Here is a 13919-nt window from a genome sequence, read left to right as displayed (position 1 = left end):
AATAACATTCAGGGATGACAAGCGATAGGAGAAAAACATGGAAAATTCGGAATTTTTTAGCGCAATTATAAAAAGGAATTCTGCGGTGGAGCCGTTTAATCCTAAAAAAATTGCGTCGGCAATTGCCAAAGCCGGCAAAGCTTCGGGAGAATTCGGGCAGGACATTGCCGATAAACTTACAATAAAAGCGCTTTCTCTTTTGCAGGAAACTTTAGACGCGGGAAAACCGACGGTTGAAAACGTTCAGGATGTTGTTGAAGAAGTTTTGTTGTCTTCGGTTTATAAAAAAACCGCCAAAGCGTATATTTTATACCGCGACCAGCACAGTAAAATAAGAGAAATAACTTCCGCGTTTAACGTAGATCTTGTTGATCAATATTTAAAAAAAATAGATTGGCAGGTAAACGAAAACAGCAACATGTCTTATTCGCTGCAAGGGCTTAACAATTATATATCGTCGGAAGTAAGCAAAGTTTACTGGCTAAATAAGATTTATCCGGAAAATATACGCAGCGCGCATTCAAACGGAGATTTGCATCTGCACGATTTGGGTTTGCTTGGCGCGTATTGCGTAGGCTGGGATTTGCAGGATTTGCTTATCAGCGGGTTCAAAGGCGTTTTAGGGAAAGCCGAAGCAAAACCGGCAAAACATTTTCGCACGGCGCTTGGGCAAATTGTAAATTTTTTCTATACGCTTCAAGGGGAAAGCGCGGGGGCGCAGGCGTTTTCAAATTTTGACACGCTTCTTGCCCCGTTTATTTATTACGATAAGTTATCTTACGACGAAGTAAAGCAGGCTCTGCAGGAATTTTTATTTAACGTAAATGTTCCCACAAGGGTTGGCTTTCAAACGCCGTTTACAAATTTAACCATGGATTTAACCGTAGCGTCGCATTATAAGGACGAACCTGTAATTATCGGCGGCGAGCGCAAAGAAAAAAGATACGGCGATTTTCAAAAAGAAATGGATATGTTAAATCAGGCTTTTTTGGAGCTTATGCTTGCCGGAGACGCTAAAGGCAGAGTGTTTACTTTTCCCATTCCCACATATAACATTACAAAAGATTTTGACTGGAACAACAAAAATATTTCCGCGCTGTGGGAAGTTACGGCAAAATACGGCATACCGTATTTTGCAAACTTTATAAACTCCGATATGAAACCCGAAGACGCTCGCAGTATGTGCTGCCGTTTGAGAATAGATAACAGGCTGCTGCAAAAACGCGGCGGCGGACTTTTCGGCGCGGCGCCTTTAACGGGGTCAATAGGCGTTGTAACAATAAATATTGTGCGCATAGGTTACCTTGCAAGAAACGAAAAAGAGTTTATGGAAATATTAAAGAAAAATATGGACACGGCAAAAGAAAGTCTTGAATTAAAAAGGAAAGTTTTAGAAAAATTTACTTCGGGAAATTTGTATCCGTATATGAGTTTTTATTTAAGAAGCGTTAAAGAACGTTTTAACGAGTATTGGAAAAATCATTTTTCCACCATCGGCATTGTAGGTCTTAACGAAGCGTGTCTTAATCTTTTCGGGGAAGATGTAGGAAGCGCAAAAGGCAAAGCTTTCGGCGAATATGTTTTAGATTTTATGAGAGACATACTTGTAAAGTATCAGCAAGAAACCGGAAATAATTATAATCTTGAAGCTACTCCCGCGGAAGGCACGTCTTACAGACTTGCAAAAATAGACAAAGAAAAATATCCGGATATAATTTCCGCAAATATAAGCGGCGCTGCAAATACTCCGTTTTATACAAATTCAAGCCAGCTGCCGGTAAACTATACCGACGACATTTTTGAAAATCTTGACTTGCAAGACAGCATGCAGACAAAATATACCGGCGGAACGGTAATCCATATTTTTATGGGCGAGCGAATTAAAGATGTGGAAGCTTTGAAAAGTTTTATAAAAACCGTATGCGAAAATTACAGCTTGCCGTATTTTTCAATAACGCCTACGTTTAGCGTTTGCCCGAAATGCGGATACATAGAAGGCGAACACAGCTTTTGCCCCAAATGCAAACATGAAAAAGTCGCGGAATTAGACGCGCAAATACAACAGTTAAAAATGGAGGCTTTATGACAGCGCAGGAAATTGCAAGCAAAATTTCAGAGCTTGAAAAGCAGAAAGTAAAAGCCGAAGGCACAAAATGCGAAGTTTATTCAAGGGTTGTCGGCTACTTGCGCCCCGTAGCGTTGTGGAACGAAGGTAAAAAAGAAGAGTTTAAAATTCGCAAATCATACTGCCCGTGCAAATAGGCGGTTTACAAAAACTATCTTTAATAGACTATCCGGGCAAAACTGCGGCTGTAATTTTTACGCAAGGCTGCGGCATGTTTTGCCCGTATTGCCACAACCCGCAGCTGGTATATCCTGAATTGTTTGAGAAATCTTTAGATGAAGATGAAGTGTTGTCTTTTTTGAAAAAAAGGCAAAGCCTTTTGCAGGGAGCGGTTATCACCGGCGGAGAACCTATGATTCAAAGAAATTTAAAAGATTTCATAAAACGCGTTAAAAATTTAAATTACGCCGTAAAACTTGACACAAACGGCGCAGAACCGGAAGTGTTAAAAAGTTTAATTGCGGAAAAATTAATAGATTTTATAGCCATGGATATAAAAGCGCCTTTTGCAAAATATAATTTATTTTACAAAGGCAGCGTGAAAAATATCGCGGATTCAATTTCAATAATAAAAAGCAGCAATATCCCGCATCTCTTCAGAACAACCTACGACAAAAATATTTTAACGCAAACAGATTTGGAAGATATTAAAAACCTTACCGCCCCGTCAAAACACATAACCCAAGAATGCGGAAAATAGTATAAATTAATTACCAGTTAAACATTACCATGGAACAATTTTTTTCCACCATGGGTTTTCTGACGTGTCTAAAACTTTTATTTTTGAATCTTTATTTATTTTTGCGTAGCCGGTTATAGACGGCGCATAATGCAAGTGAATTTCATAATCGTCGTTTTTTGACGTTACTTTTTTTACTACGGCGGCAAGCGGTATTATTGTGTCGCCTTTTCTTGCGCCGATTAAGTTTGCTATGTAATGCGCAATGTCGCGTTCGTCGGTTATAAGAGATAAAACCGTGTCGCCTTCTTGTATTGCGTTAGCCGGTTTTCCTTGCAAGTCTTCAAGAAGTTCCGTATCAAGTTTTATAAAGCCAACATCGTATCCCGTGGGAGAAATTTCATTTTTTTTCAGAGCGTAATCCGGCAGTTTTTTAAACTGCGTTAAGTTTAATTCTTCGCTTACAACTTCCACAATTGTTTTTGTGGGCTCAAAAAAAGATTGGATTATAGTTTTTATTTCTTCATGGGCTATTTGCGCAACGGCGCGCGCCGTTTGTTGAATGTATAGTTTTAAATTTTCTTCAATGCCCTGCGTGTAACTTTCCATTGCGCCGTCGGAAAGCCTTGCGGAAAAAACGGCTTTTTCAAACGAAAACCAGTCTTTTGAAGTTGACACTTCGTATATCGCGGGATTAAGCGAAAACACCGCGCAAAACCTGAGCGTTTCAACGGTTTTCATATTTAACGCTATCAGCGCAAGCGCGTAAATATTTTCTTTAGGCATCATCAGCTTAATTTTAAAAACCGTAATAAATTTTAAAAGAAAGCCTATTGTGGCTATAGCTTGTTCAATGTTGTTGTTGGTAAGAGATAAGGCAAGCTCGGCCTCGCGGCGTTCGCAGCCGGTTTCTTCCATTAATAGTTTGACGGCCTCGTCGTTTTCTTTCATTGTCTTGGGTGCGCCTTTTTGTAAACTTTTTTAAGGCTTTCTATTGTAACGTGCGTGTAGATTTGCGTTGTTGAAAGATTTTTATGTCCCAGCATTTCCTGAACGCTTCTTAAATCGCAGCCTCTGTCTAAAATGTGCGTGGCAAACGTGTGGCGCAGCGTGTGCGGACTGACTTTTTTCTTTAATCCCGCTTTGATAAACCAGTTGTGCAGAACGCGCCGCGCGCTTCTTTGATCAAGACGTTTGGCGTGTTTATTTAAAAACGCGGGAGAATTAATATCCGAAGGAAGTCCAAGCGCGCGTCTGTTTTTTATATATTCGCGTAAAGCGGAAAGACTCTGGTTGCCAATGGGAACTACTCTTTGCTTATTGCCTTTTCCCGTAACGGTTATAACATTTGACAGAAAATCAATATCGTTAATATTTAAATCCATAAGCTCTTGTATGCGCAGACCGCATGAATATAAAAGTTCAATCATAGCTCTGTCGCGCAGAGAAATATCAGGCGTGTCAAATAAATTTCTCATCTCTTCTTCGGTTAAAAATTCGGGAACTTTTTTTTCTTTTTTCGGCGCGCTCATAACTTCAAGCGGATTGGTTTCGGTTTTTTTATTAATTATTAAAAATTTATAAAAAGTTCTTAAAGCGGCAAATTTTCGTATGAGGGTGGCTTTGCTTAAATGTTTTTCGTTTAAAATTTCAAAATATTTTCGCAAGTCGTGTTTATCCGCGCCGGAAAATGAAATATTTTTATTTTGCGCAAAAATAGCAAAATGCGCAATGTCTGCAAAATAAGCCGTAACGGTGCAGTCCGAAAAGTTTTTTTCCGCTTTTAAGTATTTTAGAAACGACTCTATTATTTCTTTGTTTTCGCCGGAGACTTCGCTTTCTTTGATTTCTTGGTCTTGGGCTCTTTCGGAGGTTTGTCCGTTTTTATCCATTGTAAATTCCTGCATTTTGGAAACGCGGAACACGTAAGAAACGGTCCTCTTTTACCCGTTCTCTTAAGCATCATAGAACCGCACTTCTCGCATTTTAAATCTGTTTTTTCCGGTTCCGGTTTTATGACTTTGTTTCCGTCTTTGTCTATATTGTAAGTTGTTTTGCATTCGGGATAATTTTTGCACGCCAAATACACTTTGCCTTTAAATCCCGGTTTTTTTATAAGAGGCGAACCGCATTTATCGCATTTCATGTCGGTCTCTTCGGCGGCAGGCGCGGCTTTTCCGTCTTTTCCCATAGACATTGTTGTTTTACATTCGGGATATCCCGAGCAGCCCAAAAAACGTCCGTTGCGGGATTCTCTTATAACCATCGGCTTGCCGCAGTTAGGACAAACTTCGTCGCTTTTTGGAGCTTCTACTTTTTGTCTTTCCAAGTTTTTTTCCGCGGCGGTTAAATCTTGTTCAAAAGGTCCGTAGAAATCTTTCAGGACGCTTTGCCAAACCAATTTGTTTTCGGCTATATCGTCAAGCTTTTCTTCAACGCCGGCGGTAAATTCTACGTTTACAATGTTTGCAAAATGTTTTTTTAAAACGTCGGTTACAACCATTCCCAAATTTGTAGGAATAAATTTTTTGCCTTCAAGGCGAACGTATAATCTGTCCAAAATAGTTTTAATTGTCGGCGCGTAAGTTGAAGGCCTGCCTATGCCGTGTTCTTCAAGCGCTTTAATAAGGCTTGCTTCGTTGTAGCGTGCCGGCGGCTCGGTAAAATGCTGCTCGTTAATAAGCTGCAGCAAATTCAGCGTTTCGCCTGCCGTAAGGTTTGGAAGTTTAGATTCTTTGTCTTCGTCGTCAATTTCATAAACTTTTAAGAAACCGTCAAAAACAAGCGCGCTTCCCGAGGCTTTAAATACGTAATCGTTTGCGGAAATTTCAGCGCTTACCGTGTTGTATAAAGCGTCCGACATTTGGCTTGCTAAAAATCTTTTCCAAATTAAATTGTAAAGTTTAAATTCGTCCGGAGATAAATATTGCTTAATGTTTTCGGGAATTCTTGAAGGCAGCGTAGGTCTTATGGCTTCGTGCGCTTCTTGGGCTCCCTTGGATTTTGTTTTGTAAATTCGCGGCGCCGGCGGAAGAAATTTTTCGCCGTAAGTTGCGCCTATAAATTTTAAAGTGTCGCTCTGAACGCTTTTTGCAATATTTAACGAATCCGTTCTCATGTAGGTTATAAGACCTTCGGAGTTTTGTCCGCCTACGTTTATTCCTTCGTAAAGTTTTTGCGCTATCATCATTGTTTTGGAAGCGGAAAAACCAAGACGTCTTGAAGCGTCCTGCTGCATTGTTGAAGTTGTATAAGGACCAAACGGCGAACGTTTGCGCTGTTTGGGTTCAACGGTTTTAACTATATATTTTGCGCCGGAAAGTTCCGCTAAAATTTTATCCGCTTCCGCTTTTGTTTTTATGGCAAGTTTATCAAAGCGGACTCCCGCTTTTGAATGCAGCGCGGCTTTAAACGGGTTTTGTTTTTTATCCGTTTTTGAAAGCTCCGCTTCAATGCCCCAATATTCTACGGGGACAAATTTATTAATTTCTTCTTCTCTGTCGCAGATAATCATTACGGCAACGGACTGAACTCTTCCCGCAGAAAGTCCTATTTTTACTTTTTTCCACAAAAGCGGAGAAAGTTTATAACCTACAAGCCTGTCTAAAATTCTTCTTGTCTGCTGGCTGTCCACAAGGTGCATGTCCAGCTCTCTTGGGTTTTTTACGGCGGAGTTTATGGCTTCGGGCGTAATTTCGTGGAAAGTTATTCTTGATATTTTTTTGTCGCTAAGTTTTAACGCTTCTTTTAAATGCCACGCAATAGCTTCGCCCTCGCGGTCAAAGTCGGTGGCAAGATATATTCTGTCGGATTTTTCGGAGGCATTTTTTAAGTCCGATATAACTTTTTTAGCTCTTGCAATATTTACGTATGTGGGTTCAAAATTATTTTCTACGTCTATGCCTATTTTATTTTTTGGCAAATCTCTAATGTGCCCGTAAGAACTTTTAACCGCGTAATCTTTTCCCAAAATTTTGGAAATTGTTTTTTCTTTTGCCGGCGACTCTACGATAACAAGATATTTTGACATTTTTATTCCTTTACCTGACTTTTATATAAATTTGACCCGGAGCCGCTTTTACCAAATCTTTCATTTCAAGCTGAAAAAGAATAGCTGCTGTTTGGGCAATTGTAATATTAAGTTTTTGCGCTATCGTTTCCGTGTGCGCGCCTTCCTGAATATTTTCAAGAAACTCTAAAACTTTGCGTTCGCCGGAAGTTAACTTAGGCGCGTCTTTTTGCGATACGCTATTATATATAGGTGTACCCGTAATTTGCGATGTTACATGCCAAGGGTTTAAAGCTATAAAGGCTCCGTTTTCCAAAAGCATGTTTGTGCCTTTTGACAAGTTTGAATATATGCTTCCGGGAACCGCAAAAACGTCTTTTCCGTATTGCGCGGCAAGTTTTGCCGTTATAAGAGCTCCGCTTGCCAAAACCGCTTCCGTTACAAGAACGGCTTTTGAAAGCGCGGCTACAATTCTGTTTCTTCTGGGAAAAGTTCCCGGATTTGGCTGCACGTTAAGAGCGAATTCGCTTATCACCGCGCCGCTTTCCGGAATTTTGTCCTGAAGTTTTTTATTTTCAGGAGGATAATTTACAAGCAGACCGTTTCCTAAAACCGCTATTGTTCTGCCGTTATTTTCCAAAGCCGCTTTGTGCGCGTAAGAATCTACGCCTCTGGCAAGCCCGGAAATAACGGTAAGATTATTTTGAGCAAAACACGCGGCAAATTCTTCGGTAACATTTTTGCCGTAAGCGCTTGCTCTGCGCGAGCCCACAATTGCAGCCGCGTTAAAATCTTGCGGAATATAATCGCCTTTTATGTATAACACAACGGGTTTGTCCGGTATATTTTTTAAATTTTCCGGATAGTCCGCGTCATCGTAAAAAACAATTTTTATGTTGTTTTTGTCGGCGTTTTTAATTTCATTTTCGGCCATAGCGGCAAATTTGCGCGATGAAACCGCCAAAGCGGTTTTTTCGCCTATTCCATAAACCGACATAAGCTCTTGCGCAGATGCCGTTACCGTGTTTTTTGCATTTCCAAAGACCTCAAGTAATTTAAAAAATCTCACGGCGCCTATGTCGGCCGCCAAAAATAATTCCAAAACGGCTAACTTTTCTTCGTTCATTTAAACTTTACCTTTATATTGTGCGGCAATGTTCGCTATTATAAACAAATTATTAAAATAATGTCAAAAAAAGAATTGACTAAAACGGCATAATGATATAAAATTTATATGAAAATTGAATGATTTTAGACAGGGGGAAAGGTCATGGGCGAAAATTTGAGTTCTAAAATTCAAAACAAACAAGAAGACGCTCCTTCCCGCCGTGATTTTGCCCTGCCTTCGGGATATAACGACACAAAAATAGTTGTTTTGCCAAAAGACCCGGTATGCATTTTTGTATATTGGGAAATTTCCTCCCAAACAAGTTTAAAATTTGCCGAAAAATACGGAGCAAATTTTGACGCCGACTCTCTTGCCGTTAGAATTTACGATATTACCGGCGTTAGGTTCAACGGAAATAACGCAAACAAATATTTTGATGTTAAAGTCCGCGCTCAAGACCAAAGCCGTTACATAAACTTAGGCGAGTTCAACCGCGTATGGTGCGTTGATTTGTGCTACGTTTTAAAAAACGGAGAGATTGTTTTTATCACCCGTTCTAATATTGTTGAAATGCCGCGCCACGGAATATCCGACATTACCGATCAAAAGTGGGCGTTGGTTCAATCTGAATTTGAAAAGCTTTTAACTGTTCCCAGCGGCTTGCAGGAAGGTTCTTACGGACTTGTAAAACTTATGCGCAAACGCAAAGAAGAAATTATAAGCATTTCGTCGTCCGGCGGCAAAAGCAAAAAACGCGCAGTCCGCAAATAAAAACTTACATGATTGTCCGGAGAAAAATGAATCCTAAAGGATACTGGTGTCTGCAGCTGCACGCGCATCTGCCTTTTGTGCGTCACCCCGAATACAGCGATTTTCTTGAGGAAGACTGGCTTTACGAAGCTATCTCGGAAACGTATCTTCCGCTGCTTAACGTTTTTGAAAATCTCGTTAAAGACAATATAGATTTTAGACTTACCATGACCATTACTCCAACTCTTGCAAACATGCTTGCAGACCCGCTGCTTCAGTTAAGGTATTATGAAAGATTAAAAAAGCAAATAGATCTTATTGAAAAAGAACTTGCGCGCACGGAAAACGCTTTGCAGTTTCGTCCCGCGGCGCAAATGTACGCCAAACAATTTCAAGAGTGCAAACAAGTTTGGGAAAAATATAACGGCAACATTTTAACGGGTTTCAAAAATTTGCAGGACGCCGGAAAAATTGAAATTATTACATGCTGCGCAACGCACGGTTTTCTTCCGCTTATGAATAACCCTGCGGCGCAAAGAGCGCAAATACGCGTTGCCTGCGACGATTACCAAAGGCATTTCGGCAGACGCCCGCGCGGAATATGGCTTGCCGAATGCGCGTATTATCCGGGGATAGACGAAATTTTAAAAGATGAGGGAATCCGTTTTTTCTTTTTGGAAGCGCACGGAATTTTATACGCCGAGCCCCGTCCCAAATACGGAGTTTTTGCGCCGGTTTACGCCCCGTCGGGAGTGGCGGCATTTGCCCGCGATACGGAAACCGCGCAGCAGGTTTGGAGCGCCGAATCCGGCTATCCCGGAGACTCTGATTACAGAGAATTTTACCGAGATTTAGGTTACGATTTAGATTACGATTATGTCAAACCGTATCTTCATTCGGACGGCATTCGCCGAAACATCGGCATAAAATATCACAAAATAACCGGCAAAGTTTCTCTTTCGGACAAGCAGCCGTATTCTCCGCAAGATGCAAAAAATAAGGCTGATACCCACGCCGGAAATTTTCTTTTTAACAGAACAAAACAAGCCGAATATTTGTCTGAAATATTAGACAGAACGCCGCTGGTAGTTTCTATGTACGACGCGGAACTTTTCGGACACTGGTGGTTTGAAGGTCCTCAATTTTTAAATTTTTTGTTTAGAAAAATGCATTGCGATCAGGATATTGTAAAACCGATAACGCCGATAGAATATCTTGAAAAATTTCCGTTAAACCAAGTTGTTTCTCCCGCGGCGTCGTCTTGGGGAGACAAAGGATATTACGAAGTTTGGCTTAACTCGTCAAACGATTACATATATAGACATCTTCACAAAGCCGCCGAAAGAATGACGGAACTTGCGAAGCGTTTCCCGTCGGCGGACGGCATTTTGGAAATGGCGTTAAACCAATGCGCAAGAGAAGTTCTTTTGGCGCAGTCTTCAGACTGGGCGTTTATAATGACAACCGGCACAATGGTGGAATACGCGCAAAAAAGAACGCGCGAACATATAGCAAACTTCACAACTTTATACGAGCAGATAAACAATAATTCCATAGACGCGCAATATTTAAAAACTCTTGAAGACAGAAATAATATATTTGCCCATATAAATTACAGGGTGTACGCGCAATGATAAACGAAATAAGTTTAATTTTCTTCGGCGTTTTGCTGGGCGCTCTTTTTGTGGTTGTAGAACGATTGCGCCGCAAACAAAACCGCCAGCAGGAAAATTCAGAGTCCGAAATTGCGGAGCTTTCCGTTAAACTGCGGGAAAATTCCGCCGAGCTTGACGGTCTTTTGACTATGCTTTCCGGTCTTCACGAATTCCAGGAAGCGGCGAAAGATTTGGAGAACAAAGAAGATTTAGCGCATTCCGTTGTAAATATAGCCTGCGAGCTTATAGGCTCTAACACCGGTTCTTTAATGTTTATAAATCAGGACAATAACGAGCTTTACATAGCTGCGGCAAAAGGTTTGCCGGCGGACGTTATCTCATCGGTAACAATGAAAATAGGCGAAGGCGTAGCCGGTCGCGTGGCAAAAGACGGCAAAGCTGTTTTTGTGGAAGATATAGAATCCGACATAAGGTTTCTAAGACCTAACGCTTACGACAGATACAGTTCTAAATCTTTTTTAAGCGTCCCTTTAAAAGTTAAAAGCAGAGTTGTCGGCGTTTTAAACGTAAATGCGTCTCGCGAAATAAAAAATTTTGAAGATAAAGACGTCAGGCTTCTTACTATTCTTGCCGATCAAGCGGCGATGACTTTTGAAAACATAGAGCTTTATAACGATTTGCAAAACTTTTATTTTGAAATGATACAAACGCTTGCAAGAGCAATAGACGCAAAAGATTCTTACACTTACGATCACGCCGACAGAGCCAGACATTACGCTAAACTTATCGCTGAGAAAATGCATCTTCCTGCTGTAATTGTGCGCCATGTGGAATACGCGGCTTTAATGCACGATATAGGCAAAATAGGAATTGAAGAAAATATTTTAAGAAAACCCGGAAAGCTTACGCCCGAAGAAACGGATATTGTCAGAAAACATCCGGAAATAGGAAACAGAATAATTTCTCCCGTAGCTTTTTTAGCGCCTGTGGCGCCGATGGTGCTTTATCATCAGGAATGGTTTAACGGACAGGGTTATCCGCAAGGGCTTGCCGGCGAAGAAATTCCGCTTGGTTCAAGAATAGTTGCGGTTATAGACGCTTACGACGCTATGACTTCCGACAGACCTTACAGAAAAGCGCTTGCGAAAAAGTTTGCAATTTCCCAGCTTCAAAACGGGGCGGGTTCACAGTTTGATCCGGAAGTAGTCAGCGCTTTCTCGCAAATTTTAAGCGGCGAAACCGGCTGTGCGGTAAACTAATATATGAGCGGCATTTTATATATTGTTCCAACGCCAATAGGAAATCTTGAAGACATAACTTTAAGAGCGTTGAGAATTTTAAAAGAGTGCGATTTAATAGCCTGCGAAGACACTCGCCAGAGTTTAAAACTTTTAACGCATTTTGAAATTTCAAAGCCGCTTGTAAGTTTTTATTCTTACAACCAGCAGCACAGATTGCCTCAAATTATAGACAAACTTACGGACGGCAAAAAAATAGCTTTAATTTCCGACGGCGGAACGCCGGCAATTTCCGACCCGGGATATATTTTAGTTAAAGCCGCGCTTGAAAAAAATATAAAAGTAGAGCCGCTGCCCGGAGCAAGCGCCGTTATAACGGCGCTGGTAGGTTCCGGGCTTCCTACCGACGGATTTATTTTCTGCGGTTTTTTAAAAAGAAAACCGGGCAAAATGAAAAAAGAGCTTGCCGAGTGCGCGCCGCTTGAAAAGACAATAGTTTTTTACGAGTCGCCTCACAGAATTATAAAAACCGTAGAAATTTGCCGCGAAGTGTTCGGCGAAAACGCGCAAATATGTTTAGCGCGGGAACTTACAAAAAAATTTGAAGAGTTTATAAGAGGCAGTATAAAAGAAGCGGAAGCAAATATAAAAACAAGAAAAGAAATTTTAGGCGAATTTGTAGTTTTAGTTTACCCTGAAAGTAAAGTAAAAAATAGTAAGTAGTAAGGAGCAAGTAAAAAGGAGAAAGTAATGATTAGGGTCGCAATTGTAGGCATAACCGGTTATACCGGCGAGGAGCTTTTAAAAATTTTATCAAAGCATCCTGATGTTAAAATAACGGGGCTTTACGGCAGAGCCGCGTCTGAAACAAGGGATTTGAAAAATATATATCCGCAATTTGAAAAGTTAAATTTAAAAATAGAACCGCTTGACGCAAACAAAATTAAAGAAAACTGCGACGCGGTTTTTTTGGCGCTTCCTCACGCGGTGGCGTTTGAAATAGTTCCGCAGCTGGTAAACGCCGGCGTTAAAGTTATAGATTTGTCGGCGGATTTCAGGCTTACAAATCCGGAAGTTTATGAAAAGTGGTATAAGGTAAATCACACCGCAAAAGAGTATATTGAAAAAAGCGTTTACGGACTTTCGGAATTAAACGAAGAGTCCGTTAAACAGGCGGCGCTTTTGGCAAACCCCGGGTGTTATCCCACGACTATAGCTTTAGGGCTTGCCCCCGCTATAAAAAATAATATTGTAGATTTAAAAGGCGTAATAATAGACGCAAAAAGCGGAATATCCGGCGCCGGAAGAAAAAGTACGCAGGAATATTTTCAAAACGAACATCCGAATTTCAGGGCATATAAAATAGCCGGCACGCACAGGCACATTCCGGAAATTGAGCAGGAACTTACGGTTCTTTCAGGCAGCGACGTTACGGTAACTTTCACGCCTCAAATAATGCCCGTTGAAAGGGGAATGCTTTCTGCAATTTACGTAAATCTTAAAAAAGATTTATCGTCGGCGCAAATAATTGAATTGTATAAAGAGTTCTACAAAGGCAAACCTTTCGTTAACGTTTTAGACGACGGCCTTCTTCCCGCAATAAAAGACGCGGTAAACACTAACATGTGTTTAATAGGTCTTAAAGTTGATAAAAGAACCGGCAAGCTTATAATAATTTCAGTTATAGATAATCTTGTAAAAGGCGCTTCGGGGCAAGCCGTGCAGAACATGAATATAATGTTTGGGCTTAACCAAACCGCGGGGCTAAAATAAAAGAGGAAAAAATGAAAAAAAATTTATTGTTTGCTTTGTTTGCTGCGGCAAGTTTTTGCGTTCCGGTTTTAGCGTTAGGTCCGGTAAATCCGGCAGACCCTGCTCAGGTTGCAGAATTAAAACAGGAAGCTGACGCCGGCGACAGAGGCGCGCAGTATGATTTAAGCATGGTTTACGAATTTAAGCAAGACAAAGCAAACTCTCTAAAATATTTGAAACAGTCCGCAGAAAACGGTTACGCAAAAGCGCAATACGCTTTGGGCAACATGTATTTAACCGGCGCCGGCGGCGTGAAAAAAAATTATGACGAAGCAACGAAATGGCTAACGTCCGCAAAAGAGTCGGGGTATGCAGGCAAAAATTTAGACGCGCTTCTTGCCGACAGCTCTAAAAAAGCGGCAGTCGCAAAACAGCAAGCGCTTGCGGCGGCAAAAACAAAAGCCCAAACTACTGCAAAAAAAGCTTCGGATCAAACAAAAACGACTGTTGCAAAAACAACAACCGCGGTTACAACGGCTAAAACAACCGTGGCGGCAAGTTCTGCGGCAGCGGTAAAACAGGAAGAAAAATCTGCGGGATTTTTTACAAATATAAAAAATAAAATTAAGGGGCTTTTCTAAA

The 13919-nt window shown here is 40.9% G+C and carries 11 protein-coding genes and 1 pseudogene; 8 read left to right on the top strand and 4 right to left on the bottom strand.

Features of this window, described 5'->3' with window-relative positions; translation table 11 throughout:
• The first annotated feature begins 37 nt into the window (after positions 1–37).
• A pseudogene (locus Epro_RS04980) lies at positions 38–2262 on the top strand (ribonucleoside triphosphate reductase).
• The gene (locus Epro_RS04970) at positions 2253–2825 is read left to right on the top strand and encodes an anaerobic ribonucleoside-triphosphate reductase activating protein (RefSeq protein WP_052570894.1); all 573 of its coding nucleotides are present in this window, start codon (positions 2253–2255) and stop codon (positions 2823–2825) included. The pseudogene Epro_RS04980 and the gene Epro_RS04970 overlap by 10 nt, the downstream one beginning before the upstream one ends.
• Positions 2826–2849: 24 nt before the next feature.
• On the opposite strand, the gene Epro_RS04965 is transcribed toward Epro_RS04970, so the two are convergent.
• The 4 genes from Epro_RS04965 to dprA are packed head-to-tail and all read right to left on the bottom strand — an operon-like array spanning position 2850 to position 7939.
• Entirely contained in the window at positions 2850–3755 is a 906-nt protein-coding gene (locus Epro_RS04965; protein WP_052570893.1) for a UBA domain-containing protein, read from the bottom strand.
• The gene (gene xerC / locus Epro_RS04960; RefSeq protein ID WP_158409018.1) at positions 3752–4696 is read right to left on the bottom strand and encodes a tyrosine recombinase XerC; all 945 of its coding nucleotides are present in this window, start codon (positions 4694–4696) and stop codon (positions 3752–3754) included. Before xerC ends, Epro_RS04965 begins: the two co-directional genes overlap by 4 nt.
• The gene (gene topA, locus Epro_RS04955; RefSeq protein WP_082121500.1) at positions 4612–6834 is read right to left on the bottom strand and encodes a type I DNA topoisomerase; all 2223 of its coding nucleotides are present in this window, start codon (positions 6832–6834) and stop codon (positions 4612–4614) included. The genes xerC and topA overlap by 85 nt, the downstream gene beginning before the upstream one ends.
• Before the next feature lie 10 nt (positions 6835–6844).
• Positions 6845–7939, bottom strand: coding sequence for a DNA-processing protein DprA (dprA, locus tag Epro_RS04950; RefSeq protein WP_052570892.1), 1095 nt, complete (start codon positions 7937–7939; stop codon positions 6845–6847).
• A gap of 144 nt (positions 7940–8083) precedes the next feature.
• Here dprA and Epro_RS04945 point away from each other — a divergent pair, with 144 nt between their 5' ends.
• From Epro_RS04945 to Epro_RS04920, 6 genes are read left to right on the top strand one after another with little or no spacing between them, the layout of a single operon-like run.
• Entirely contained in the window at positions 8084–8692 is a 609-nt protein-coding gene (locus Epro_RS04945) for a DUF4912 domain-containing protein (protein ID WP_052570891.1), read from the top strand.
• A 26-nt stretch (positions 8693–8718) separates the two neighbouring features.
• Complete coding sequence (locus tag Epro_RS04940) at positions 8719–10305, top strand: glycoside hydrolase family 57 protein (protein ID WP_052570890.1); 1587 nt, start codon at positions 8719–8721, stop codon at positions 10303–10305.
• On the top strand, positions 10302–11546 hold the full coding sequence (locus Epro_RS04935; RefSeq protein WP_052570889.1) for an HD domain-containing phosphohydrolase: 1245 nt from the start codon (positions 10302–10304) through the stop codon (positions 11544–11546). Before Epro_RS04940 ends, Epro_RS04935 begins: the two co-directional genes overlap by 4 nt.
• A 3-nt stretch (positions 11547–11549) precedes the next feature.
• Positions 11550–12248, top strand: coding sequence for a 16S rRNA (cytidine(1402)-2'-O)-methyltransferase (rsmI, locus tag Epro_RS04930; protein ID WP_052570888.1), 699 nt, complete (start codon positions 11550–11552; stop codon positions 12246–12248).
• Positions 12249–12275: 27 nt separating this feature from the next.
• Complete coding sequence (gene argC / locus Epro_RS04925) at positions 12276–13298, top strand: N-acetyl-gamma-glutamyl-phosphate reductase (RefSeq protein WP_052570887.1); 1023 nt, start codon at positions 12276–12278, stop codon at positions 13296–13298.
• Between the two features lie 11 nt (positions 13299–13309).
• Positions 13310–13918 carry a tetratricopeptide repeat protein gene (locus Epro_RS04920; RefSeq protein WP_052570886.1) on the top strand — a complete coding sequence of 203 codons (609 nt, stop codon included), beginning with the start codon at positions 13310–13312 and terminating at the stop codon, positions 13916–13918.
• The last annotated feature ends 1 nt before the right edge of the window (position 13919 follow it).

Origin of the sequence: Endomicrobium proavitum (assembly GCF_001027545.1) — a bacterium.
Classification (GTDB): domain Bacteria; phylum Elusimicrobiota; class Endomicrobiia; order Endomicrobiales; family Endomicrobiaceae; genus Endomicrobium; species Endomicrobium proavitum.
The sequence above is the reverse complement of the archived record's forward strand: the minus strand, read 5'-3'. Positions and strand labels throughout refer to the sequence as shown.

What these genes read in the sequence shown, in the direction of transcription:
- Epro_RS04920 (WP_052570886.1), top strand. Translation starts at nt 13,310, where the DNA reads ATGAAAAAAAATTTATTGTTTGCTTTGTTTGCTGCGGCAAGTTTTTGC.
- topA (WP_082121500.1), bottom strand. Translation starts at nt 6,834, where the DNA reads ATGTCAAAATATCTTGTTATCGTAGAGTCGCCGGCAAAAGAAAAAACA.
- argC (WP_052570887.1), top strand. Translation starts at nt 12,276, where the DNA reads ATGATTAGGGTCGCAATTGTAGGCATAACCGGTTATACCGGCGAGGAG.
- rsmI (WP_052570888.1), top strand. Translation starts at nt 11,550, where the DNA reads ATGAGCGGCATTTTATATATTGTTCCAACGCCAATAGGAAATCTTGAA.
- xerC (WP_158409018.1), bottom strand. Translation starts at nt 4,696, where the DNA reads ATGGATAAAAACGGACAAACCTCCGAAAGAGCCCAAGACCAAGAAATC.
- Epro_RS04935 (WP_052570889.1), top strand. Translation starts at nt 10,302, where the DNA reads ATGATAAACGAAATAAGTTTAATTTTCTTCGGCGTTTTGCTGGGCGCT.
- Epro_RS04940 (WP_052570890.1), top strand. Translation starts at nt 8,719, where the DNA reads ATGAATCCTAAAGGATACTGGTGTCTGCAGCTGCACGCGCATCTGCCT.
- Epro_RS04945 (WP_052570891.1), top strand. Translation starts at nt 8,084, where the DNA reads ATGGGCGAAAATTTGAGTTCTAAAATTCAAAACAAACAAGAAGACGCT.
- dprA (WP_052570892.1), bottom strand. Translation starts at nt 7,939, where the DNA reads ATGAACGAAGAAAAGTTAGCCGTTTTGGAATTATTTTTGGCGGCCGAC.
- Epro_RS04965 (WP_052570893.1), bottom strand. Translation starts at nt 3,755, where the DNA reads ATGAAAGAAAACGACGAGGCCGTCAAACTATTAATGGAAGAAACCGGC.